Annotated in this window: 26 protein-coding genes; 16 read left to right on the forward strand and 10 right to left on the reverse strand. The window is 73.3% G+C overall.

What is annotated here, in order from left to right:
• Window positions 1–72 precede the first annotated feature (72 nt).
• Both AC4BG9_RS00335 and AC4BG9_RS00340 read left to right on the forward strand, forming a co-directional pair.
• Entirely contained in the window at window positions 73–477 is a 405-nt protein-coding gene (locus tag AC4BG9_RS00335; RefSeq protein ID WP_490569092.1) for an ATP-binding protein, read from the forward strand.
• A 1-nt stretch (window position 478) separates the two neighbouring features.
• Entirely contained in the window at window positions 479–1,279 is an 801-nt protein-coding gene (locus AC4BG9_RS00340) for an RNA polymerase sigma factor SigF (protein ID WP_490569093.1), read from the forward strand.
• A 31-nt stretch (window positions 1,280–1,310) separates the two neighbouring features.
• Here the strand turns inward: AC4BG9_RS00340 and AC4BG9_RS00345 are convergent, their stop codons facing one another.
• A complete protein-coding gene (locus AC4BG9_RS00345) occupies window positions 1,311–1,712 on the reverse strand; it encodes a hypothetical protein (protein ID WP_490569094.1) in 402 nt (133 codons plus the stop codon).
• A 191-nt stretch (window positions 1,713–1,903) separates the two neighbouring features.
• Here AC4BG9_RS00345 and AC4BG9_RS00350 point away from each other — a divergent pair, with 191 nt between their 5' ends.
• The gene (locus tag AC4BG9_RS00350; RefSeq protein WP_011755173.1) at window positions 1,904–2,155 is read left to right on the forward strand and encodes a WhiB family transcriptional regulator; all 252 of its coding nucleotides are present in this window, start codon (window positions 1,904–1,906) and stop codon (window positions 2,153–2,155) included.
• A 21-nt stretch (window positions 2,156–2,176) separates the two neighbouring features.
• On the opposite strand, the gene AC4BG9_RS00355 is transcribed toward AC4BG9_RS00350, so the two are convergent.
• Window positions 2,177–3,661 carry a sensor histidine kinase gene (locus AC4BG9_RS00355; RefSeq protein WP_490569095.1) on the reverse strand — a complete coding sequence of 495 codons (1,485 nt, stop codon included), beginning with the start codon at window positions 3,659–3,661 and terminating at the stop codon, window positions 2,177–2,179.
• A gap of 84 nt (window positions 3,662–3,745) precedes the next feature.
• On the opposite strand from AC4BG9_RS00355, the gene AC4BG9_RS00360 reads away from it, so the two are divergent.
• The 5 genes from AC4BG9_RS00360 to AC4BG9_RS00380 all read left to right on the forward strand — a co-directional run bounded on the left by AC4BG9_RS00360 (window position 3,746) and on the right by AC4BG9_RS00380 (window position 7,172).
• Window positions 3,746–4,594, forward strand: a complete 849-nt coding sequence (locus AC4BG9_RS00360; RefSeq protein ID WP_490569096.1) for a DUF2785 domain-containing protein — start codon at window positions 3,746–3,748, stop codon at window positions 4,592–4,594.
• A gap of 73 nt (window positions 4,595–4,667) precedes the next feature.
• Entirely contained in the window at window positions 4,668–6,326 is a 1,659-nt protein-coding gene (locus tag AC4BG9_RS00365; protein ID WP_490569097.1) for an acetolactate synthase, read from the forward strand.
• 80 nt (window positions 6,327–6,406) lie between these two features.
• Complete coding sequence (locus tag AC4BG9_RS00370) at window positions 6,407–6,640, forward strand: GNAT family N-acetyltransferase (RefSeq protein ID WP_490569098.1); 234 nt, start codon at window positions 6,407–6,409, stop codon at window positions 6,638–6,640.
• The gene (locus AC4BG9_RS00375; RefSeq protein WP_490569099.1) at window positions 6,637–7,032 is read left to right on the forward strand and encodes a thioesterase family protein; all 396 of its coding nucleotides are present in this window, start codon (window positions 6,637–6,639) and stop codon (window positions 7,030–7,032) included. Before AC4BG9_RS00370 ends, AC4BG9_RS00375 begins: the two co-directional genes overlap by 4 nt.
• Window positions 7,033–7,097: 65 nt before the next feature.
• Window positions 7,098–7,172, forward strand: a complete 75-nt coding sequence (locus AC4BG9_RS00380; protein WP_369759046.1) for a 50S ribosomal protein bL37 — start codon at window positions 7,098–7,100, stop codon at window positions 7,170–7,172.
• A gap of 117 nt (window positions 7,173–7,289) precedes the next feature.
• On the opposite strand, the gene rsrA is transcribed toward AC4BG9_RS00380, so the two are convergent.
• The 4 genes from rsrA to AC4BG9_RS00400 all read right to left on the reverse strand — a co-directional run bounded on the left by rsrA (window position 7,290) and on the right by AC4BG9_RS00400 (window position 9,669).
• Window positions 7,290–7,550, reverse strand: coding sequence for a mycothiol system anti-sigma-R factor (rsrA, locus tag AC4BG9_RS00385; RefSeq protein ID WP_490569100.1), 261 nt, complete (start codon window positions 7,548–7,550; stop codon window positions 7,290–7,292).
• On the reverse strand, window positions 7,547–8,161 hold the full coding sequence (locus AC4BG9_RS00390) for a sigma-70 family RNA polymerase sigma factor (RefSeq protein ID WP_490569101.1): 615 nt from the start codon (window positions 8,159–8,161) through the stop codon (window positions 7,547–7,549). Before AC4BG9_RS00390 ends, rsrA begins: the two co-directional genes overlap by 4 nt.
• A gap of 66 nt (window positions 8,162–8,227) precedes the next feature.
• Window positions 8,228–8,875: an alpha/beta hydrolase family protein gene (locus tag AC4BG9_RS00395; RefSeq protein ID WP_490569102.1), complete on the reverse strand. Its 648-nt coding sequence runs from the start codon at window positions 8,873–8,875 to the stop codon at window positions 8,228–8,230.
• Complete coding sequence (locus tag AC4BG9_RS00400) at window positions 8,872–9,669, reverse strand: SOS response-associated peptidase (protein WP_490569103.1); 798 nt, start codon at window positions 9,667–9,669, stop codon at window positions 8,872–8,874. The genes AC4BG9_RS00395 and AC4BG9_RS00400 overlap by 4 nt, the downstream gene beginning before the upstream one ends.
• 53 nt (window positions 9,670–9,722) lie before the next feature.
• On the opposite strand from AC4BG9_RS00400, the gene aroA reads away from it, so the two are divergent.
• From aroA to AC4BG9_RS00425, 5 genes are all read left to right on the forward strand, one after another.
• On the forward strand, window positions 9,723–11,006 hold the full coding sequence (gene aroA / locus AC4BG9_RS00405; protein WP_490569104.1) for a 3-phosphoshikimate 1-carboxyvinyltransferase: 1,284 nt from the start codon (window positions 9,723–9,725) through the stop codon (window positions 11,004–11,006).
• A gap of 70 nt (window positions 11,007–11,076) precedes the next feature.
• Window positions 11,077–12,072: a ribosome small subunit-dependent GTPase A gene (gene rsgA / locus AC4BG9_RS00410; protein WP_490569105.1), complete on the forward strand. Its 996-nt coding sequence runs from the start codon at window positions 11,077–11,079 to the stop codon at window positions 12,070–12,072.
• 40 nt (window positions 12,073–12,112) lie between these two features.
• Window positions 12,113–12,997 carry a histidinol-phosphatase gene (gene hisN / locus AC4BG9_RS00415; RefSeq protein ID WP_490569106.1) on the forward strand — a complete coding sequence of 295 codons (885 nt, stop codon included), beginning with the start codon at window positions 12,113–12,115 and terminating at the stop codon, window positions 12,995–12,997.
• An 86-nt stretch (window positions 12,998–13,083) separates the two neighbouring features.
• Complete coding sequence (locus tag AC4BG9_RS00420; RefSeq protein ID WP_490569107.1) at window positions 13,084–13,515, forward strand: CBS domain-containing protein; 432 nt, start codon at window positions 13,084–13,086, stop codon at window positions 13,513–13,515.
• 57 nt (window positions 13,516–13,572) lie between these two features.
• A complete protein-coding gene (locus tag AC4BG9_RS00425) occupies window positions 13,573–13,941 on the forward strand; it encodes an FKBP-type peptidyl-prolyl cis-trans isomerase (RefSeq protein WP_490569108.1) in 369 nt (122 codons plus the stop codon).
• Between the two features lie 25 nt (window positions 13,942–13,966).
• Here the strand turns inward: AC4BG9_RS00425 and AC4BG9_RS00430 are convergent, their stop codons facing one another.
• Together AC4BG9_RS00430 and AC4BG9_RS00435 are read right to left on the reverse strand one after the other, a co-directional pair.
• Window positions 13,967–14,266 (reverse strand): RNA-binding S4 domain-containing protein, encoded by a 300-nt coding sequence (locus AC4BG9_RS00430; protein WP_490569109.1) that lies wholly within the window; start codon window positions 14,264–14,266, stop codon window positions 13,967–13,969.
• A gap of 26 nt (window positions 14,267–14,292) precedes the next feature.
• Window positions 14,293–15,588 (reverse strand): DUF445 domain-containing protein, encoded by a 1,296-nt coding sequence (locus AC4BG9_RS00435; RefSeq protein ID WP_490569110.1) that lies wholly within the window; start codon window positions 15,586–15,588, stop codon window positions 14,293–14,295.
• A 38-nt stretch (window positions 15,589–15,626) separates the two neighbouring features.
• On the opposite strand from AC4BG9_RS00435, the gene AC4BG9_RS00440 reads away from it, so the two are divergent.
• The 3 genes from AC4BG9_RS00440 (at window position 15,627) to AC4BG9_RS00450 (ending at window position 18,793) form a co-directional block, all read left to right on the forward strand.
• Window positions 15,627–16,022, forward strand: a complete 396-nt coding sequence (locus AC4BG9_RS00440) for an FAD synthase family protein (RefSeq protein WP_490569111.1) — start codon at window positions 15,627–15,629, stop codon at window positions 16,020–16,022.
• Between the two features lie 68 nt (window positions 16,023–16,090).
• Window positions 16,091–17,683 (forward strand): MXAN_6640 family putative metalloprotease, encoded by a 1,593-nt coding sequence (locus AC4BG9_RS00445; protein ID WP_490569112.1) that lies wholly within the window; start codon window positions 16,091–16,093, stop codon window positions 17,681–17,683.
• 69 nt (window positions 17,684–17,752) lie between these two features.
• Window positions 17,753–18,793 carry a response regulator transcription factor gene (locus AC4BG9_RS00450; RefSeq protein ID WP_490569113.1) on the forward strand — a complete coding sequence of 347 codons (1,041 nt, stop codon included), beginning with the start codon at window positions 17,753–17,755 and terminating at the stop codon, window positions 18,791–18,793.
• A gap of 21 nt (window positions 18,794–18,814) precedes the next feature.
• Here AC4BG9_RS00450 and AC4BG9_RS00455 read toward each other — a convergent pair whose 3' ends face one another.
• Window positions 18,815–21,022, reverse strand: coding sequence for a catalase (locus AC4BG9_RS00455; RefSeq protein ID WP_490569114.1), 2,208 nt, complete (start codon window positions 21,020–21,022; stop codon window positions 18,815–18,817).
• 56 nt (window positions 21,023–21,078) lie between these two features.
• Window positions 21,079–22,776 carry a long-chain-fatty-acid--CoA ligase gene (locus tag AC4BG9_RS00460; RefSeq protein WP_490569115.1) on the reverse strand — a complete coding sequence of 566 codons (1,698 nt, stop codon included), beginning with the start codon at window positions 22,774–22,776 and terminating at the stop codon, window positions 21,079–21,081.
• Between the last annotated feature and the right edge of the window lie 16 nt (window positions 22,777–22,792).

Genomic DNA, 22,792 nt, shown 5'->3' on the forward strand with positions numbered 1-22,792 from the left:
CGGCTCGTCCTCCGGACGGGCCGCCCCACTAAGGTCTGTGCAGGTTCGACGATCGAGGACGGTATTACGACGATGAGTGACAGCAGTGCCGCTCGCAAGGCCGATGTCGAGCTCAGGCTGCCCGCCGACGGCGCCTTCGCCTCCGTGCTGCGCACCACCACCGCCGGGCTCGCCGCCCGGCTCGACTTCACCCTCGACGACATCGAGGATCTCCGGATCGCGGTGGGCGAGGCCAGCGCGATGGTGCTGCCGGAGGCCGACGAAGCCTCGGACCTGACCTGCCGGTTCTACCTCGAGCCGCACTCGATGGCGATCGAGCTCTCGGTCCAGTGCGACAACCCCCCGGAGTCGGACACCGACTCCTTCGCCTGGCAGGTGCTCAGCACCCTGGCCGGCGAGACCAAGATCCTCACCCAGGACGACCTGCTCACCGTGCGGCTCTCGATGGCCTCGAGCATAGGCGAGGCCGACATCTGAGATGGCCGTGGAGATCGGGGACTCCGACGCGGTGCAGCCGACAGCTCTCGAGCTGACGCGTCGACGCAGCGCGGAGCTCTTCGTCCAGCTGCGCGCCGCCGAGCCGGCCTCGGCGCTCGCCGTCGTCTCCCGCGACGAGCTGGTCCACCTGCACCTGGCCCTCGTCGAGCACTGCGCACGCCGCTTCCGCAACCGGGGCGAGCCCTTCGAGGACCTCGTCCAGGTCGGCACCATCGGGTTGCTCAAGGCGATCGACCGGTTCGAGACAGACCGCGGCGTGGAGTTCTCCACCTATGCCACCCCCACCATCATCGGCGAGATCAAGCGGCACTTCCGGGACAAGGGATGGGCCATCCGGGTGCCGCGGCGGCTGCAGGAGCTGCGGATGCAGATCGCCTCCACCACCGGCGAGCTCAGCCAGTCCCTCGGCCGCTCCCCCACGCCCCGCGAGCTGGCCGAGGCGATCGGCTGCTCCGTCGAGGAGATCGTGGAGGGGATCGAGTCCTCCAACGCCTACGCGACGCTCTCGCTCGACGCGGGCGACGACCACGACGAGGGGCCCTCGATCCTCGACGCCCTGGGCGTCGACGACACCAACCTGGAGCACGTCGAGATCCGCGAGTCGATCAAGCCCTTGCTGGAGGGCCTGGGAGCCCGGGAGAAGAAGATCCTCCTGCTCCGCTTCTTCAAGAACATGACCCAGTCCCAGATCGCCACCGAGATCGGGGTCTCCCAGATGCACGTCTCGCGCCTGCTCAGCCGGACCCTGGACCAGCTGCGCGCCTCGCTCGAGTCGGACTGACGCAGTTCCTCGGGCCCTCGTCGGGTCCTCGTCAGACCCGGCGCTCGGCGTCCTGCTCGGCGTCGGGGTCCAGGGCGCGGAGGCTGGCGGGGTGGAACGTCCCGGCGAGCACGGCGAGCGCCACCACGGCCAGCGCTGCGGCGAGCACCGGGTTCCCGGCGAACCAGCTCCACGCCACCCCCAGCTGGATGAGCTGGGCGAGCACCAGGGGGCTGCGTCCCCAGGTCTCGCGACGCCAGGTGCCCCGGGCGCAGGCCAGCAGCCCGACGCCGTACCCGGCGAAGAAGACGGTGGTGGTCAGCCCCATGACCAGGCGACCGGTGTCCAGGGAGAGCAGCTCAAGCACGGCGAGCGCCAGCATCACCACGGCCTCGAGGCCGACGAGCAGCAGGGCGAGCACGAGCGGGAGTGGCGGTGGAAGGAAGTTCTTCACCCTGTTCACTGTAGTTGTGACCGATGTGACGTCGGCAAAGGGTTGTGCGACGGCAGATCTCTTGCGAGTCTTGGAGGCGCGCTTGCCACGGCGTTCCTTGCCGTGCAGCCCCGAGCCCTTTTGCCCCCCGCGACTTGAAGACTCTCGATTCGTCGCAACCCCCGAACCCAAGGAATGAGGAACCCTCAGCCATGGATTGGCGCCACCGCTCTGCCTGCCTCGACGAGGACCCCGAGCTGTTCTTCCCGATCGGCAACACGGGCCCGGCGATCCTCCAGATCGAGGAGGCCAAGCAGGTGTGCCGGCGGTGCGAGGTCCGCGAGCAGTGCCTGGCGTGGGCGCTCGAGGCCGGCCAGGACCACGGCGTCTGGGGCGGCCTCAGCGAGGACGAGCGACGCGCCCTCAAGCGGCGCAACGCCCGCGCCCGCGTGCGCACCGCCTGAGCGACCGCCCGCGCCCGGGGCTCACCCGGCCGGGAACACGTCGACCGGGACGTCGACGACCACCCGGGTCCCGCGGTCCCGCCCGGGGCCGATCGTGAGCTGTCCCCCCAGCTCGGATTCCACCAGGGTGCGCACGATCGAGAGCCCCAGGTTGGTGGAGAAGTCCAGGTCGAAGCCCGGGGGCAGGCCCCGGCCGTCGTCGGAGACCACCAGGTGCAACCGCCCCACGCCGGCGCGGGCCTCCACCGCGATGACCCCCTCGGCGGCGTCGTCCTCGCCGTAGCCGTGCTCGACCGCGTTCTGGAGCACCTCGGTGAGCACCATCGCCAACGGCGTCGCCACCTCCGAGGCCAGAGCGCCGAAGGACCCCCGGCGCTCCACCCGCACCCGCTCGCCGGCCACGCTCACGTCGGTCACCATCCGCCCCAGCCGGTCCGCGATCTCGTCGAAGTCGACGCTCTCCTCCACCGCCTGGCTCAGCGTCTCGTGGACGATGGCGATCGAGCCGACCCGGCGTACCGCCTCCTCGAGCGCGGAGCGGGCCTCGGGCTGCTCGATCCGGCGGGCCTGCAGGCGCAGCAGGGCCGCGACCGTCTGCAGGTTGTTCTTCACCCGGTGGTGGATCTCGCGGATGGTGGCGTCCTTGGTGACCAGCTCGCGCTCGCGGCGGCGCAGGTCGGTGACGTCGCGCAGCAGGACCAACGCGCCGATGTGCTCCCCGCGCGGGCGTAGCGGCACCGCGCGCACCACCACCGACACGTGGTCGGTGACGAGCTCGGTGTCCCGGTGGGCCCGCCCTCCCAGGACCGCGCTGATGATCTCCTCGTCCGGCCGGCGGCGCGGCGGCACCAGGCTGCGGGTGAGGTCGGCCAGCACCACGCCGGCGAGGTCGCCGGTCAGGCCGAGCCGCCGGTAGACCGACAACGCGTTGGGGCTGGCGTAGGTCACCCGGCCGGAGGCGTCGACCCGGAGGAACCCGTCCCCGACGCGCGGGGCGTCCACGTCGTCGCTGCGCTGGCCGGTGTGCGGGAAGTGGCCCCGCGCGATCATCTGGGTCAGGTCCGAGGCGGTCTCCAGGTAGGCCAGCTCCAGCCGGCTCGGGGTCCTGACCCCGAGCAGGTTGGTGTTGCGGGCGATCACCGCGATCACCCGCTCGGCGCGGCGCACCGGGATCGTCTCGACCCGCACCGGGACGTCGTCGCGCCACTCCGGGTCGCCCTCGCGGACCAGCCGCCCCTGCTCCAGGGCCATGTCCAGCATCCGCCGCCGCCCGGCCGGGACGAAGGTGCCGACGACGTCGTCGACCAGCGCCGTGGGTCCGGTGGTGGGCCGAATCTGCCCGCCGGCCCAGAACCCCCGGCCCTCCCGGTCGGGCAGCCAGAGCACCAGGTCGGCGAAGGAGAGGTCGGCGATGATCTGCCAGTCGGCCATCAGCAGCGAGAGCCAGGTGACGTCGTCGGCGTCGAGGTCGGTGTGGGCGCGCACCAGTTCGGTCAGCGAAGGCACCGAGTCAGCCTAGGCCCCCGGGCGGGCCAGGCGCGCCGTGCCCGGACATCGGACGGGCACCGGACGGGCTGGCAGGATGGAGCCATGTCGAGGGGGTACTGGCGCGAGGTGGTTGCGGACGGGCTGAGCGTGCCGACCGACCGCCCGTTGGACGACCTGACCGCGGAGCTCACCACGATGCTGGGCTCCCCCGACCCCGAGCAGCGCGACGGCATCGCCTACCCGGCGCTGACCACGTGGCTGGCCCGCGGGGTCTACGACGACCTGCTCGCCGGGCTCGGCGACGGCATGGCCACCGGCCTGGAGGTCGGGCTGGGCGAGGCCGGGACCGACTCGGTCTTCCGCCGCAGCTGGTCGGTCCGGGTGCTCGCCCGCATCCTGGACCGGGACAGCACGGAGAGGCTCCTGACCGCCGACCAGGTGCTGCGCTGGGGCGACCGGCTGGCGACCTGGCTGGTCCGCGAGCGCGACCTGCGCGGCTGGGTCCCCGGCAAGGGGTGGGCGCGGGCGGTCGCCCACGGGGCCGACGCCCTCGGCTCCCTGGCGGGCTCGCCGCACCTGGGCTCCCTGGAGCAGACCGTCCTGCTGGACGTCGTCGCCGACCGGCTGGTGGAGACCCGCGAGCTGATGGCCGACGGGGCCCCGGACCGCCTGGCCCGGGCCACCCTGACGATCCTGCGCCGCGACCTGGTCCCCGCGCAGGTGATCGAGCCCTGGATCACCCGGATCGCCGTGCACGCCTCCCCGCACGGCGTCGGCCGCGGGACCGGTCCCGACGAGGACCCGCTCGTCCGCTCCGCCACGTGCCAGGCGTTCCTCCGGGCGCTGCACCTCCAGCTCCTGCTCGCCCCCGACCCGCCCCCCGGCCGGTCCGACCTCCTGCTGGTCGTGGTGGACGCGCTGCGCAGCACCAACGCCGAGCACCTGCTCTGAGCCGCCCATCCGGATCCCGCGGGCTACCGGGGGGCGACCACGCCGGGCCCTACGTGTGAGTAACCTCGGTCACATGACCAACGAAGAGATCTCCGGGCACGCAGGCGAGCTGGCCGTGGCCGCAGCCCGGGCCCACGGCGTCGAGACGATGTTCACCCTCTCCGGGGCACACGTGTTCCCGATGTACGACGGCGCCGTCAAGGCCGATCCGCCGATGCGGCTGCTCGACGTGCGCCACGAGCAGACCGCGGCGTTCGCGGCCGAGGCGACCGGCAAGCTGACCCGGACCCCCGGCCTGGCGGTGCTCACCGCCGGCCCTGGCGTGACCAACGGGATCAGCGCGATCGCCCAGGCTCAGTTCGCCGGGTCGCCCATGGTCGTGGTCGGGGGCCGTGCGCCCGCCAACCGCTGGGGCACCGGAAGCCTCCAGGAGCTCGACCAGCCGCCGATCATCGCGCCGGTCGCCAAGCTCGCGCGCACCCTGCCCACCGCCGGCGACGTGCTGGGCGGGATGGACGAGGCGTTCCGGGTGGCCGGCAGCTCGCACCGCGGCCCGGTCTTCGTCGACGTGCCGATGGACGAGTTCTTCAACAGCGCCTCGGGCCCGCTGCCGACCGGCGCCGCGAGCGCCGCGGTCGAGCCCGACCCGGACGCCGTGCAGCGGATCGCGCGGCTGCTCGCCGAGGCCTCCCGGCCGGTGCTGGTGCTGGGCACCGACGTCTGGGCCGACCGGGCCGAGGAGGCGGCCCTGCGCCTCGTCGAGTCCGCCGGGATCCCGACGCTGACCAACGGCATGGGCCGCGGCCTGGTGCCCGGCGGCCACCCCCTGCTGGTCACGAAGGCGCGGGGCCAGGCGCTCGGCAACGCCGACGTCGTCGTGGTCGTCGGGACCCCGCTGGACTTCCGGCTCGGGTACGGCGTCTTCGGCGGCAAGGACGGCGCCCCCGCCGCCCGGGTGGTGCACGTCGCCGACTCCCCCGGGCAGCTCTCCGGGCACGCGGACCTCGCCGACTCCGTCAGCGGCGACCTGACGCTGGTGCTCGACGGCCTCGCCGCCGGGCTCGAGCGCTCCTCCCGCCGCCCGGACTGGTCCTCGTGGGTCTCCGACCTGCAGTCCACGGTGGCCGCCACCGCGGAGCGCGACCGGGTGCTGCTCACCGCCGAGGCCGACCCGATCCACCCGGCGCGCATCTACGGCGAGCTGGTGCCCCGGCTGGCAGACGACTCCGTGGTGATCGGGGACGGCGGGGACTTCGTCAGCTTCGCCGGCAAGTTCGTGGAGCCCAAGCGCCCGGGCGGGTGGCTGGACCCGGGTCCCTACGGCTGCCTCGGTGCCGGCCTCGGTGCCGCGATCGGCGCGCGCCTCGCGCGCCCCTCGGCCCAGGTGACGCTGCTGCTCGGCGACGGCGCCGCCGGCTTCTCGCTGATGGACGTCGACACCCTGGTGCGCCACAACCTGCCGGTGGTGATGGTGATGGGCAACAACTCCGCGTGGGGTCTGGAGAAGGGGCCCATGCAGATGCTCTACGGCTACGACGTGGTGGCCGACCTGGGGCACCGCACCGCCTACGACGGCGTGGTCAAGGCCCTGGGCGGCGCCGGCGAGACGGTGACCGACCCGAAGGAGATCGGGCCGGCCCTGGACCGCGCCTACGCCTCCGGGGTGCCCTACCTGGTCAACGTCATCACCGACGTGGACGCGGCCTACCCGCGAAACACGTTCGGCATCTGAGGCGACCGCGGTGCAGGTGAGGCTCGCCCGCCCGGCTCGGCCATGCGGGAGCTGGGCGGGGGCGAGGAGGGCGAGTTCCGATGCTCGCCGTCGACCGGGCCGCACGCGGCCGGGGCGTGGGCGGGGGGCTCGTGCGGGTGTGCGAGCGGCAGGCTCGCGCGCACGGCGCCACGGCCATGGTGCTCTCCTCCCTGAGCGAGATGACGGCTGCCCACCGCCTCTACCACCGGCTCGGCTACCGTCGGGCCCCGGACCGGGACTGGGCGCCGGCCCCCGGTATCGACCTGATCGCCTTCACCAAGGAGCTCCCATGACCGAGGCCCCAGCGACGACCCTGCGGTTCACCGTGACCGAGGACGACACCGCGGCCGCCGTCGGCAGCGGGACCCTGCCTGTCCTCGGCACCCCGCGGCTGCTGGCCTGGTTCGAGGCGGCCACCTGCGCCGCTCTGGAGGCCGGACTCGCCGCGGGCTCGACCAGCGTCGGCACCCGGGTCCAGGTGGAGCACCTCGCGCCCAGCCCGGTGGGCCAGGAGGTCGAGGTGGTCGCCACCGGCGTCTACGCCGACGGGCGACTGCACCGCTTCGCGGTCTCCGCCCGCCACGTGGCCCAGGGGCGGCCCGGGAAGCTCGTGGGTTCCGGGGAGGTGACCCGGGCGGTGGTGGACGGCGACCGCTTCATGGCCCGGATTTCGCCGCCGGGGTGAGGTTTGAGAGACTGACACTCGGCCCTTCGCTGTTCGCAGGGTCGACCCGACCGCAGGAGGACACCATGGGCAAGACCGGCCGCAAGCGCCGCGCTCGCAAGAAGAAGGGCGCGAACCACGGCAAGCGCCCCAACGCCTGAGCGCACCAGCTCCCTCCACGCCTGGCGTGGAAGACATCGAACCCCCAGCCACCGGCCGGGGGTTCGCTGCTTCCCGGGGGCGCCGGGCGCTGCCCGGGCTGCCGGGCGAGGAGGGCCTCAGCCCTCGCTGAGACGGACCTGGACCTCGCGGATCTGGCTCAGGACCCGCGCGCGGAGCGCGGAGGGGGCCTGCTCGCGGCAGGAGCGCGCCACCACGGTCTTCACGGTGCGCTGGAGGTCGTAGCGGCTCAGACAGGGGCCGCACTCGTCGAGGTGCTGCTGCACCGCGGCGCAGTCGGCGTCGTCGAGCTCGTTGTCGAGGAAGTAGACGATCCGCTCGAGGTAGTCGGCGCAGTCCTCGCCGTGCTCGTGGCTCATGAGTCCTTCCCCTTCCCCGTCTTGCCCGCAGACAACAGGTCGTTCTCGGCGACGTAGTCGGCGAGCATGTCGCGAAGCTGGCGGCGTCCCCGGTGCAGACGCGACATCACCGTCCCGATCGGCGTCCCCATGATCTCGGCGATCTCCTTGTAGGGGAACCCCTCGACGTCGGCCAGGTAGACCGCCATCCGGAACTCCTCGGGGAGCCGCTGCAGGGCGACCTTCACCTGGGAGTCGGGGAGACGCTCCAGCGCCTCGGTCTCCGCGGACTTCAGCCCGCCCGAGGTGTGGGACTCGGCGCGCGCGAGCTGCCAGTCCTCCACGTCCTCGGCCATGGACTGCTGCGGCTGCCGCTGCTTCTTGCGGTAGGTGTTGATGAAGGTGTTGGTCAGGATCCGGTAGAGCCACGCCTTGAGGTTGGTCCCCGGCTTGAACTGGTGGAAGGAGGCGAACGCCTTCGCGTAGGTCTCCTGCACCAGGTCCTCGGCGTCGGCGGGGTTGCGCGTCATCCGCATGGCGGCCGAGTAGAGCTGGTCCAGGTGCTGCAGAGCGTCGCGCTCGAAGCGCGCGGAACGCTGCGCGTCGGTCTCTTCGGTGAGGGAGTCGTTCATCGGGTCCCACACTAGCGGGACGTCTGACTCCGGGACTGTTGCGAGCACGTCGTCGTCAACATCGCGTCACCCGCCTCCATTCCCGGCGACCTCGCGCACGATCCAGCCCAGGGTCGCCTCCACGACGATGTCGAGCGCCTCCTCGCCGGTCACCGGCCCGCGGGCCGGCACCTTGAAGGAGTGGTCCCCACCCGGGACGACGCACAGGTCGACGCTGTCGGGGAACTCCTCGGGCCGGCCGAAGGAGTCCCGCTCCCCCTGGACGACCAGGGTGGGCAGGCCGGCACCCAGCAGCTCGTCGAGCCGGGAGCGCTCCGGCCGACCCGGCGGGTGGAGCGGGAAGGAGAGCGCGAGCACCCCGGAGGCGCCGAGCCGGCGGGCGGTCCGGGCGGCGGAGCGGGCGCCGGCCGAGCGGCCCCCGACCACCAGCGGGGTGCGCACCCGAAGCCGGTCCGACGCGGCCTGCAGGGCGGTGTCCAGCGTCGGGGGCGGACCCGCGATCCGACGGCCCGCGCGCCGCCACGGCTGCTCCAGCAGCACCACGGTCACGCCGGCCGGGGGCAGGGCCGCGGCCAGCGCCTGGAGGTCGGGCGCCTCGATCCCGCCGCCCGCCCCGTGGCTGAGCAGCAGCGTGGCCAGCGGCCGGCGCGAGCGGTGGGTGACCAGCCGTGCCTCGCCCGCGGGGGTGTCGACGAGCCGTTCGACGGCGCTCATCGCGTCTGCCTCGAGACGATCTCGTCGACCACGTCGGGGCCGATCTCCTCCAGGGGCAGCGGCTCCACCAGCTCGGGGCCGTTGTTGCGCACGTTGCTGACCAGCGTCGGGACCGGGTAGGCCTCGAGCCGGCCCGGGGCGGCGGGAGTGAGCAGCGCCAGCCGGTCGGCGCCCTCCAGGGTCGGGTCCAGCCAGTCGGCCCACCGCCCCCGGTCGACCATCAGGGGCATCCGGTCGTGGATGTGGCCCAGGTCGTCCTCGGCCTGGGTGGTCAGCACGGTGCAGGTCCACCGGAAGCGGTCCGGGTCGTCGTCGGCCCGGTCCGGGTCGCGCCAGATCTCGTAGAGGCCGGCCATCGCCAGCAGCCCGTGGTCGCGGGGCCGGATGAAGAAGGGCTGCTTGGCGGGCCGGCCCGCCTTGGTCAGCCGCGACGTCGGGTACCACTCGTAGTAGCCGTCGGCCGGCAGCAGGCAGCGGCGGGCCGCGAAGGCCTTGCGGAAGGCCGGCTTCTCGGTGACGGTCTCGACCCGGGCGTTGATCATCCGGCTGCCGATCGCGGGGTCCTTGGCCCAGGACGGCACCAGGCCCCAGGTGAGCACCCGCAGCTGCCGCTCGACCGGCGTCGTCCCCCCGGACCCGGAGGGCCGGGGCGGACGCTCCAGCACCGCGTACACCTCCTTGGTGGGCGCGACGTTGTAGTCCGCGGGGAGGGGGGCCCGGACCTGGGGCGAGACCACCTCGAACTCCTCCACCAGGTCCTCGGGGCGTCGGCTCGAGGCGTAGCGACCGCACATGTCCCCCACCCTAGAGGCGGACCCCGGACCAGGACCGCCACTAGGGTGACCTCGTGACCTCCGCACCAGCCCTCGAGCAGGATCCCTGGCCGGCGCCCCGCGCGCGCGGGCCGGTCGACGTGACGGTGTCGCTGCCGGGCAGCAAGTCGCTCACCAACCGGGCGCTCGTGCTCGCCGCGCTCGCCGACGGGCCCAGCGTGATCAGGCGGGCGCTGTCCTCGCGCGACACCATGCTGATGGCCGGCGCCCTGCGCGCTCTCGGGACCGGCATCGACTCCTCGGGCCCGGACTGGGTCGTCACCCCCGCGACCCTGCGGGGCGGGGGCCACGTCGACTGCGGCCTGGCCGGCACGGTCATGCGGTTCGTGCCGCCGGTCGCGGCGCTGGCCGCCGGCCCGACGACCTTCGACGGCGACCCGCACATGAGGTCGCGCCCGGTCGGGGAAGTGATCGGCGCGCTGCGCGGGCTGGGCGTCGAGCTCGACGACGGGGGTCGCGGCTCGCTGCCCTTCTCCGTGCAGGGCACCGGGCGGGTCCGCGGCGGGCGGGTGCTGCTCGACGCGTCGGGCTCCTCCCAGTTCGTCTCCGCACTCCTGCTCGCCGGAGCCCGCTACGACCAGGGCGTCGACGTGGTCCACCAGGGCAAGCCCGTGCCGTCCCTGCCCCACATCGAGATGACCCTCGACATGCTGCGCCGCCACGGCGTGCAGGTCGACGACAGCGACGCCGACCGCTGGGCGGTCGCCCCGGGACCGATCCGCGCGGTCGACCACACCATCGAGCCCGACCTCTCCAACGCCGCACCGTTCCTGGCCCTGGCGGCCGTCTCGGGCGGCCGGGTGGTGGTCCGGGACTGGCCCCGGGAGACCACCCAGGCAGGTGACGCGCTCCGGGAGGTCCTGGCGCTGATGGGCTGCCGCGTCGCCTGGACCGACGAGGGCCTGGAGGTCGTGGGCCCCGAGAGCCTCTCGGGCGTCGACCTGGACCTGCACGACGTCGGCGAGCTGGCGCCGGCGGTCGCGGCGCTCTGCGCCCTGGCCGACTCGCCGTCCCACCTGCGCGGCATCGCCCACATCCGCGGCCACGAGACCGACCGCATCGCCGCCCTGGCCACCGAGCTGACCGGCCTGGGCGCCCGGGTCACCGAGCGCGAGGACGGGCTCTCCCTGGAGCCGGCGCCGCTGCACGGCGGGGTCTTCCACACCTATGCCGACCACCGGATGGCCCACGCCGGGGTGATCCTCGGGGCGGCGGTCGACGGCGTGCTGGTGGAGGACGTGGCCACCACCAGCAAGACGTTCCCGGACTTCGCCGCGTTCTGGGCGTCCCAGTGGTGACCCCCCTGCCGATCCCTGTGCGGAGCCCCCTGGGCGTCCCCGTGCCGTCAGCCGTACGAGGGACGACCAGGTGAGCAACCGGCGCTACGACGAGACCGACCACGAGCACTACGAGCGTCCGCGGCGCCGGACCCGCCCGCGGACCAAGGAGCGCCCCACCTACGACGACGCCGTGGACGCGGTGGTGATCACCGTCGACCGGGGCCGCTTCACCCTGCTGATCGACGGCCGGGTGGTCACCGCGATGAAGTCCCGGCCGCTGGGGCGCAAGGGCGTGGTGGTCGGCGACCGGGTCCGCGTCGTGGGAGACGTCTCCGGGCGCGACGGCTCCCTGGCGCGCATCGTGGAGGTCACCCCCCGCACCACCACCCTGCGCCGCACCGCCGACGACGACGACCCCGTCGAGCGGGTCATCGTGAGCAACGCCGACCAACTGGTGGTGGTCGCCGCGCTGGCCGATCCCGAGCCGCGGCCCCGGCTGATCGACCGCGCCCTCGTCGCGGCGTACGACGCCGGCATGAGCCCGCTGCTCTGCCTGACCAAGGCCGACCTGGCCGACCCCGAGGTGCTGCTCTCCACCTACCGCTCGCTGGGGGTGCCGTGGGTGGTCACCTCGCGCGGCGACGACCTGACGCAGGTGCGCGAGCGGCTCCGGGGGCGGACCAGCGTCCTGGTGGGCCACAGCGGGGTCGGCAAGTCCACGCTGGTCAACGCCCTGGTCCCGGAGGCGCACCGCGAGGTCGGCCACGTCAACGCCGTCACCGGGCGGGGCCGGCACACCTCCACCTCGGCCTACCTGCTGCCGCTCCCCCACGGCGACGGCTGGATCATCGACACCCCCGGCATCCGCTCCTTCGGCCTGGCCCACGTCGACCCGGCCCGCCTGATCGAGGCGTTCCCGGACCTCGAGGAGATGACCGAGGGCTGCCCCCGTGGCTGCAGCCACGGCTCGGGCGAGCCCGAGTGCGGGCTGGACGAGGCGATGCGCACCGGGGAGGCCGACCCGGAGCGGGTCGACTCCTTCCGCAGGCTGCTCGCGGCCCGCGAGGGCAGTCTCGGGGAGTGAGCCGCGCGGCGCCGGAGCCGAGGGGGAATAGCCTGTCCCCATGCCCATCCACGGACACGGCTCCCCCGACTACACCGACGACCTCCGGCTGGCCCACCTGCTGGCCGACGACGCGGACTCCCTGACGGTCGCGCGCTTCAAGTCGCTGGACCTGCACGTGATGAGCAAGCCGGACCTCACGCCGGTCACCGACGCCGACCGCGGCGTCGAGGAGGGGATCCGTCGCACGCTCTCGCGGGTGCGCTCGCGCGACGCGGTGCTGGGCGAGGAGCAGGGCTCCACCGGCCACAGCCAGCGACGCTGGGTGGTCGACCCCATCGACGGCACCAAGAACTTCGTCCGCGGCGTGCCGGTGTGGGCCACCCTCATCGCCCTGGTGGTGGACGAGGAGGTCGTGCTGGGCGTGGTCTCCGCCCCGCAGCTCTCCCGCCGCTGGTGGGCCTCGAAGGGCGCCGGCGCCTGGACCGGCCGGTCGCTGCTCAAGGCGACCAGGTGCGAGGTCTCCGACGTACGCCGGCTCGAGGACGCCTCGCTCTCCTACAGCTCACTGTCGGGCTGGGAGGACCGCGACCGGCTCGACGACTTCCTCGCCCTCTCCCGGCGCTGCTGGCGCACCCGTGCCTACGGTGACTTCTGGTCCTACATGCTGCTCGCCGAGGGGGCGGTCGACCTCGCCGCGGAGCCCGAGCTGGAGCTCTACGACATGGCGGCGCTCGACATCATCGTCCGGGAGGCGGGCGGGCGGTTCACCTCCCTCGCCGGTGAGGACGGCCCGTTCGGCGGCAACGCCCTGGCCTCCAACGGCCACCTGCACGAGGCGGCGCTCGCCTTCCTGGGCGCCTCCCCGGACGACGAGAGCGACCCGGACGCACGGCGTCCGGGGCCGGGGTCGGTGCACGAGCTGCGCCGGCGTCCCCAGCCCTGATCCGCGCCGCAGACCTGTTCAGCGACCCCCCGGACCACTACCCTGGGCGGCCAACAGTCCGCCGCCAGGCCGCCACGGAGGTCACGATGCGCATCAACGAGGTTCTCAAGGGCAAGTCGATCCAGGAGGTCATCACCGTCTCCCCGGACGCGACCGTCCGTGAGCTGCTCGGGCTGCTGGCCGAGCACAACGTGGGCGCCCTCGTGGTGAGCCGCGACGGCGGTTCCCTGGACGGCATCGTCAGCGAGCGGGACGTGGTCCGCCGCCTCCACCAGGACGCCGGCGCGCTCGAGCAGCCCGTCGGGTCGCTGATGACCACCGACGTGCACACCTGCGACGGCAGCCACTCGGTCGACGACCTGATGGCCGTGATGACCGAGCGACGCATCCGCCACGTGCCCGTCCTCGACGGCGGACGACTGGTCGGCATCATCAGCATCGGGGACGTGGTGAAGAATCGGATCGAAGAGCTGGAGTTCGAGAGAGACCAGCTCGACAGCTACGTCCAACAGAGCTGAGCGACCGCTCGGCCGTCACCGTCGGCCCAGGGCCGACAGGAGAGGCAAGGCACATCCATGGAGAAGCCCGAGGTCGACCCGCACATGGGCGACGCACCCGCCGACCTGGAGGTCACCGACCTGGTGGTCGGTGACGGCCCCGAGGCCGCCTCCGGCAACACGGTCTCGGTCCACTACGTCGGGGTCGCCCACTCCACCGGCGAGGAGTTCGACGCCTCCTACAACCGAGGCACCCCCCTGCAGTTCCGGCTCGGCATCGGCCAGGTCATCTCCGGGTGGGACCAGGGCGTCCAGGGGATGAAGGTCGGCGGGCGCCGCCGCCTGGTCATCCCGCCGCACCTGGGCTACGGCGACCGGGGCGCCCCGGGAGCCATCGCTCCCGGCGAGACGCTCATCTTCGTGGTGGACCTCCTCGAGGTCCGCTGAGCCGACGCGGCACCGCGCCGGCGTCTCACCAGGGCAGGTCGTCCGTCACGTCTCCCGTGGCGACCCGGACGGCCTGCCCTGGGCCGTCTCCTGGGCCGTCTCCTGGGCCGCCCCCGGGACCGTCGTGGGCGACGACGGTCACCACGTCGCCGACCACCAGCTGGCGACCCCGGCGCACCTCGACCTCGCCGTTGACCCGGACGTGGCCCCCGGCCAGCAGCGGCTTGGCCTCGGAGCCGTGGTCGACCAGGTTGGCGTGCTTGAGGAACTGGCCCAGCCTGATCGACTCGTCGCGGATCGGCACGTCCATCGGCTGGTCGGTCATGGTCACATCGTCCCAGACCACGCGGGTCAGTGACCCAGCAGCACGCTCGCGGTGTGGATCAGCACGCCCACCAGGCCGCCGACCAGCGTGCCGTTGATGCGGATGAACTGCAGGTCGCGTCCCACGTGGAGCTCGATCCGCCGCGCCGCCTCCTTGCCGTCCCACCGCTCGATGGTGTGGGTGATCACCGCGGTGATCTCGGCGCCGTAGCGCCCGACGGCGAAGACCACCAGGTCGGCGGCACCGCGGTCCAGCCGCTCGCGCAGCCCGGCGTCGCTCTGCAGGCGCGCGGAGAACGCCGTCAGCTCGGCCAGGGCGCGCTCGCGCACGGCCCCCTGCGGGTCGTCGAGCGAGCCGAGGAAGGCCCGGCGCAGCGACTTCCACAGCGAGACGGCGGTCGCGCTGACCTGGGGGTGGTCCAGGAGACGGTTCTTCAGGCGCTCGGCGCGCTCCTGGGTGGCGGCGTCGGTGAGCAGGTCCTGCGCCAGCTGGGAGAGCATCGAGTCGAGCGCGCCCCGGGCGTGGTGCTGCGGGTCGTCGCGGATGTCCTCCAGCCAGCGGACCGCCTCGGTGTGCACCCGGTGGGTGACGGCCTCGTTGAGCCGCGGCGGCGTCCACCAGGGGGCCCGCTCGGCCAGCACCTCGGTGAAGGTCTCCGGGTTGCGCACCAGCCAGCGGTGCAGCTCCTCGATGACCAGGTCGACGAGCCCACGGTGGGTACCGTCCTGGACCACCTCGGCCAGCAGCGCGCCGACCAGCGGGGCGGCGGGCTCGTCACGGAACCGCGGGACGAGCACCTCGGTGACCATGTCGGCCACGTGCTCGTCGGTCACCTTGGCGAGGCCGATCGCCGTGACGTCGGCCGCCTCGTCGACCACCCGGCGGGCGTTGGCCGGGTCGCCCAGCCACTCCCCCATCCGCCGCGAGACGTCCGCGTGCGCGACCCGCTCCCGGATGATCTCCTCCTGGAGGAAGTTCTCCCCGACGAACTCCTCCAGGCTCCGGCCGAGCTCGTCCTTGCGCCGGGGGATCAGCGCGGTGTGCGGCACCGGGATGCCGAGGGGGTGCTTGAAGAGGGCGGTGACCGCGAACCAGTCGGCGATCGCCCCGACCATCGAGGCCTCCGCGCCGGCGTTGACGAAGCCCAGGAACCCGTCCTGGCCGAGCGTCGCCAGGTAGACCACTGCGGCCGCGACCAGCAGCGAGACCGCGACCGTGCGCATCCGCCGCAGACCCCGCCGCCGTTGCTCGTCGGCCTCGGGTGCGGGGGTGAGGATCGTCAGGGGTCGGGACGGGCCAGGTTCCTGTGCTGTCTCGTTCATCGCACCCATCCTCTCCTGTGCGTGCCACAATGCCGCCCATGCCCCACACCGTCATCACCTTCGGCACATTCGACGTGTTCCACGTCGGGCACCTCCGGGTGCTGGAGCGCGCGGCCGCGTTGGGCGACCGCCTGGTGGTCGGGGTCTCCGCGGACGCCCTCAACGAGCGCAAGAAGGGCCGGGTGCCGGTCTTCAGCCAGGCCGAGCGGCTGGCCATCGTCTCCGCGCTCCGGGTCGTCGACGAGGTCTTCGTCGAGGAGAGCCTGGAGCTCAAGCGCGACTACGTGCTCGAGCACTCGGCCGACGTCCTGGTGATGGGCGACGACTGGGCGGGCAGGTTCGACGACCTCGGCGACATCTGCAAGGTCGTCTACCTCCCCCGGACGCCGGCCATCTCGACGACCGCCATCATCGAGCACATCGCCGACCTGTAGGGCTCGGCCGCTCCACCAGGGGTCCACACGTAGCCTGTGTGCAGCACTCACACCCACGAGGGGACCCCTTGCGACGAACCGCCGCCGCCCTCACGGCTGCCCTGGCACTCCTGCTGACAGGGTCCCTGGCGACTCCTGTCCTCGCCGACCCGCAGCCGCCCGGCACGGTCCCGTCCGGGTCGTCGGAGCCCAGGTCGTCGGAGCCCGGGTCGCCGGAGCCGGTCTCGCCGGAGCTGGCGGCCGCCCAGGCAGCACTGGGCGGCGACGGGCCCACCCCCGTGCCGGGCACTCCCGACGCGGAGCCGGCAACGGAGCCGGCAGCGGAGCCGGAGGCCACCATGGCGCTGCGGGACCTCTACCTCGCCCGCCCGGGGATGGGTCGGGAGGAGCGCCGGGCCGCCGACGCACTCCTCGCCCGGCCGACCACCCCCCACAAGGACTCCTACGCCTCCTACGACCCGGCGGCGGCCACCACCCAGCAGTGCGCGGCACGGGTCTGCGTGACCTACGTCACCACCACCCCGGACCGGGCCACCGAGCAGTGGGCGGCCCAGACCCTCGCCACCTTCGAGGAGGCCTGGAGCCGGCAGGTCGACGAGATGGGCTTCCGCGCTCCCGCCCCGGACGGCACCGCGGGGGGCGACGCCCGCTTCGACGTCTACCTGGCCAACATCTCCGCCCAGGGCCTCTACGGCTACTGCGTCCCCGAGGAGCGGGTCCCCGGCCAGCCGGGTCGCGCCCAGTCCTACTGCGTCCTGGACAACGACATGGCCGGCTTCTCCGCCAACCCCGCCAGCAGCCTCGCGGTGACGGCCGTCCACGAGTTCTTCCACGCCATCCAGTTCAACATCGACGTGCGCGAGGACCAGTGGTGGATGGAGGCGTCGGCCACCTGGATCGAGGAGCAGCTCGCCGACGAGATCAACGACAACCGGCAGTTCCTCCGGTCCGGCCAGCTCGGCCGCCCCAGGACGCCGCTCGACTCCTTCACCTCGGACCTGGCGATGTACGGCAACTGGATCTTCGTCCAGCACCTGAGCCAGACCCAGGGCCCCGACGTGGTGCGCCGGGTGTGGGAGCGCCTCGACGCCTCGGTGGGGGCCCCGGACGAGTACGCCGTCCAGGGCATCCGGAACCACCTCTCCTCCCGCGGGGTCAGGTGGGGCAGGTTCTACGCCCGCTTCGTGGAGGCCAACCTGCGACCCCGGCGTCACTACGAGGAGGGGCGCGCCTACCGCGCGGCCCCGCTGGCCGCCAAGGTGCGGATGACTCCTGGACGGAGCACCCGGCGGCTCACCGCCAAGGTCCCCCACCTCGCCGCCCACACCGTCGGGATCCGGGCCGGGTCCGGCCTCGCCCCGCGCCGCCGCCTCCGGGTGGAGGTGACAGCCCGGCGGGGCGCTCCCGCGGCCCCGGTGGCCCGGCTCCTGGTCTTCGGCAAGGACGGCACCACCCGCAGGCTCGACGTCAAGCTGGGCCGCTCCGGGTCGGGCGCCCGGACCGTCAGCCTGAACCGGGGTCGGGTGCACCGGGTGGTGCTGGTGCTCGCCAACGCCTCGACCAGGTTCCGCAGGTGCGGGACCTCGGGCCCGTGGTCGTGCGGCGGCCGGCCGGTCGACGACGACCAGCGGTTCCGGGTGGTCACCCGCGTCGTGCGCTAGCGTCCGGGGCCGCCGACATCCCCCAAAGGTGCGATTCTCGTCCCGTGTGAGCGGGGTTACAGTCGAGAGATGGACCGGACGGTGACGTCCCAGGCGTCCTCGGGCGAGGGCCCCCACCACGGCCCTCCCGAGCCGCTCGCCAGCACTCTCTGCGGTCTGGTGGGTGCCAGCCCCGAGGCCATCCTGGTGGTCGTCAGCGGCCTGGTCCTCCAAGCCAGCCCCCGGGCCGCGGAGCTGCTGGGGGCCGACCCGGTCGGTCACCCGTTGAGCCGCGTCCTCGACGCGCCGGCGGCCGGCACGGCCGGTCCGCCCGTGCGGTTCGCCGCCGCGGCGGCCCGCGGGCTGGACGGCCGGGAGCTTCTCCTCGACGTCACCACCGCCACGCTGGGACCGCAGGCCCGGGCGCCGGTCGCGGTCTTCCTGCGCGACGCCCGCGAGCGTCTGGACGGCGAGCTCCTCGCGGCGCAGCTGCGCGCCGCGGAGGTGCGCCGGGTGCAGGCGCTGGAGCTCAACGACACGGTGGTGCAGTCCCTCACCGTGCTCGGGCAGGTCCTGGAGTCGGGAGACACCGGCCGCGCCCTGCGCCTGCTCGACCACACCCTGGCCTCGGCGCGCCACCTGATCGACGACTGGCTGACCACGGTGGACGGCACGCCCCCGTCCGGCGGCCTGGTGCGCTCGACCCCCTCCCACCCCGGCGCCGTGCCGCAGCCGGTCCCCTCCGAGGCGCCGATCCCCGCCCCCGTCCGGGCCCGGGTGCTGGTGGTCGACGACGACCGGGACCTGCGCGAGCTGGTGGCGCTCCAGCTCGCCGCCTGCGGCGACCTGGAGGTCGTCGGCCAGGCCGGGGACGGCCGGGAGGGGGTGCGCCTGGCCGCGGCCCTGACGCCCGACGTGGTGCTGCTCGACATCGCGATGCCCGTGATGGACGGGCTGCAGGCCCTCCCGCTGATCCTGCGTGCCTCGCCGGGGACCAGGGTGGTCATGGTCTCCGCCTTCGCCGAGGAGGCGCTGGGCGCCGACGCGCTCGAGCTCGGCGCCGCGCGCTACGTCGAGAAGGGGCTGGGCATGCACCTGGCCGACGTGGTGCGGGCGGTCCTGGCCGAGTGACCGGGACCGCCCGCGTGCTCGTCAGGCCACCGGGGTGCCGAACCGCTGCCAGACCCGGTGCTTGGCCATCAGGGCGCTGAGCTCGGTGAGGGCCTCCGGCCCGCTGCCAGCGCCGACCACGCCGGCGGCGCCGGAGACGCCCGCCTCGTCGAGCAGCTCCACGCCGCGTCCCCAGGCGCCGATCGCCTTGGAGTGGCGGAAGCACTCCTGGACCATCATCACCGCGCGCGGGTCAGCGGTGAGGGCGGGGGCGCCCGCCTTCTCGTCGCGCACCGCCATGGCGTCCGGGGCCGGGGCCGGCTTGCTGGCCACCAGGAGGGCGTCGACCTCGACCGAGCGCCCGGTCGCCAGGGAGCGCTGCATCGGCAGCCCGCCGATCATCCCCCCGTGGGGGCCGATCAGGAAGGCCACCATGCCGGCCTCGTGGATGGCGGTCCGCACCGCCGCCACGTCGTCGAGGTCGTCCTCGTCCCCGACCAGGACACCGATGATCCGGCCGTCCGGGGGCCACTCCCCGCCGACCTGGGACAGCGCCGGGCTCGGCTCTGCCGGCGCGAGCTCCTCCGTCGGGTCGGGGGCGGGGAGGCCGAGGGCGGTGGCGACCTCCTGGCACAGGACCGGGTCGATGTTGGCCAGGCACTGGAGCTGGCGCTCCTTGATCGTCTGCTCGTAGCACTTGCCCAGCTCGAAGGCGTAGGCCCGGACGATGTGCTCCTTCTCCACCGGGCTCATCGACTGCCAGAAGAGGCGCACCTGGCTGTAGTGGTCGTCGAACGTCGCCGGGTTGGCCCTGGTCTTGACCGAGGCCGCCACGGTCACCGCGGCGTCGACGAAGGCGCGCTTGTCCTCTTCGCTGAGGTCGGCACCCGCGTGGAACGGGCAGCCGCCGTCGAGCGAGTTGGGCTTGTACGGCGCCACCCCGGCGTGCACGGCGTGCTGGTGGAACCCGTCGCGCAGCATGTCGTTGACCGGGGCGTGGGTCCGGTTGATGGGGATCTGGTTGAAGTTCGGCCCGCCGAGCCGCGAGAGCTGGGTGTCGATGTAGGAGAAGAGCCGCGTCTGGAGCAGCGGGTCGTCGGTGAAGTCGATGCCGGGCACCACGTGGCCCACGTGGTAGGCCACCTGCTCGACCTCGGCGAAGAAGTTGGTGGGGTTCGCGTTGAGGGTGAGCCGGCCGATGGGCTGCACCGGGGCCAGCTCCTCCGGCACGATCTTGGTCGGGTCGAGCAGGTCGATGTCGCCGAACATCTGGTCCGGCTCGTCCGGGAAGACCTGCACGCCCAGCTCCCACTCCGGGAAGGCACCGGCCTCGATCGCGTCGTAGAGGTCGCGACGGTGGAAGTCGGGGTCGATCCCGTTGATCATCTGCGCCTCCTCCCAGGTCAGGGAGTGCACGCCGAGCTTGGGCTTCCAGTGGAACTTGACCAGCGAGGTCTCCCCCTCGGCGTTGACCAGGCGGAAGGTGTGGACGCCGAAGCCCTCCATCATCCGGTAGGAGCGCGGGATGCCCCGGTCGGACATGTTCCACATGGCGTGGTGCTGGGCCTCGGTGTGCAGCGAGACGAAGTCCCAGAAGGTGTCGTGCGCGCTCTGGGCCTGGGGGATCTCGCGGTCCGGGTGCGGCTTGGCCGCGTGGATGATGTCGGGGAACTTGATGCCGTCCTGGATGAAGAAGACCGGCATGTTGTTGGCCACGAGGTCCCAGACACCCTCCTCGGTGTAGAACTTCGTCGCGAAGCCCCGAGTGTCACGGACGGTGTCGGAGGAGCCCCTGGAGCCCAGGACGGTGGAGAACCGGGTGAAGACCGGCGTCCGGCGCCCCTTGGCGAAGAGACCGGCCATCGAGATGCTCTCGGCGGTGCCGTAGCCCTCGAAGACGCCGTGCGCGGCGGCGCCGCGGGCGTGGACGACCCGCTCGGGGATGCGCTCGTGGTCGAAGTGGGTGATCTTCTCCCGCAGGTGGTGGTCCTGCAGCAGCGTCGGGCCGCGCTCCCCGGCCTTCAGGGAGTGGTCGGTGTCGCGGAGCCGGGTGCCGGTCGAGGTGGTCAGCCAGGCACCCGCCTGGGCACGGTCACCCTTCTCGCCGACCGCGCGGCCGGTCGCCGTGCCGACCCGCGGATCGCGCTGGTCCGGCTTGGGCGGCAACGGCTCCCGGGGGGTGGTGGGCTCACCCAAGGAGGGCGGCTCCGGGGCCGGGACGCCGGGGACGACAGGGTCGTGCTTGCTCATGAGCAGGGTTCCTTCCGAGGTGGGTCAGACGACGTCCCGTACCCACTCGGGGGGAGTCATGCACGAGCGTCGCCGGCGTCCTCCTCCGAGACCACCCGCGCCACCTCGCGACGCAGCACCTTGCCCATCGGGTTGGTCGGCAGCTCGTCGACGAAGACGACACGACGCGGCACCTTGTAGGCGGTGAGGCCGGCCCGGGCGTGCTCCCGCACCGCCTCGGGCTGCACCGAGACCCCCTCGACCTGGACCACCACGGCGACCACCTCCTCGCCGCCGTCGGGCTGGGCCATCCCCACCACCGCCGCGTCGACCACCCCTCCGTGGGTGCGGATCACCGCCTCCACCTCGGACGGGTAGACGTTGAAGCCCCCGGTGATGATGATCTCCTTGACCCGGTCGACCACCGTCAGGAAGCCGTCGGGATCCATGGTCACCACGTCGCCGGTGCGGAACCACCCGTCGTGGAACGCCTCCGCGGTCTCCTCGGGCAGGCCCCGGTAGCCGGAGAAGACCTGGGGTCCCCGGACCAGCAGCTCCCCGCTCTCCCCCAGCGGCACCTCGCGGTCGAGGTCGTCGCGGTCCACGATCCGCACCTCGGTGTCGGGGAAGGGCACGCCGATGGACCCGGGACGTCGCGCCGGCGTCATCGGGTTGCCCACGATCACCGGCGAGGTCTCGGTCAGGCCGTACCCCTCGACCAGCAGGCCGTCGGTCGCCTCCTCCCACCGCTCGATCAGGTCGGCGGTCAACGGCATCGCGCCGGAGAGGCTGTAGCGGATGCCGCGCAGCGAGATCCCCCGCCGCTGCGCCTCGGCGAGGATCCGCGCGTACAGCGGGGGGACCGCCGGCAGGAAGTCGGGCACCCGGCGCCGGATCGCGTCCATCACCAGGTCGTTGTCCGGCTTGGGCAGCAGCACCAGCCGCGCCGCGAGGCTGATCCCGAGCAGCATGCTGACGGTGACGCCGTAGGCGTGGAAGAGCGGCAGCGGTACCAGGAACGTCTCCTGCCCCGGCACGAGCCCGGGCACCCAGGCCCGGCCCTGGGTGACGTTGGCGACCAGGTTGCGGTGGCGCAGCTCCACGCCCTTGGGCACGCCGGTGGTCCCGGAGGTGTAGAGCAGCAGCGCCACGTCGTCGACCCCGGGTCGCGGGTGGGCCGGGTCGATAGGGTCGCAGTCGCGCAGCGTCGCCCACGGCAGCGCGCCGGGGGCGGGTCCGGTCAGCTGCTCCCGCGAGGCGCGCGCCTTCGCGACGGGCAGGCGCAGGGCGATCCGCTTCAGTGCCGGCAGCTCGGTGGTGAGGTCCACCGCGACGACCTGCTCGAGGGCGCAGCCGCCCCGCAGCTCGGCGACGACCGGCGCCACCTTGTCCCAGACCACGGCGACCTTGGCGCCGTGGTCGACGAAGGCCGGGCGCAGCTCGGCGGCGGTGTAGAGCGGGTTGTGCTCCACCACCGTCGCCCCCACCCGCAGCACGGCGAAGAACGTGACCACGTTCTGCGGGCAGTTGGGCATCACCAGGGCCACGGAGTCCCCCGCGCCCACCCCGAGCCGGCGCAACCCCTCGGCCACCCGCTCGACCTGGTCGCCGAGCTGGGCGTAGGTGGTGGCACGCCCCAGGAAGTCGAGGGCGTCGCGGTCGCCGAACCGCTTCACCGACTCCTCGAGCAGGCCGAGCGCGGTGGTGTCGCCGTACTCCAGGTGCAGCGGCACCCCCGGCCCGTAGGCCTCCGCCCATCGCGGTTGCGTGCTCATCGACCTGACCTCTCTG

Source organism: Nocardioides sp. Z40_12 (assembly GCF_058215795.1).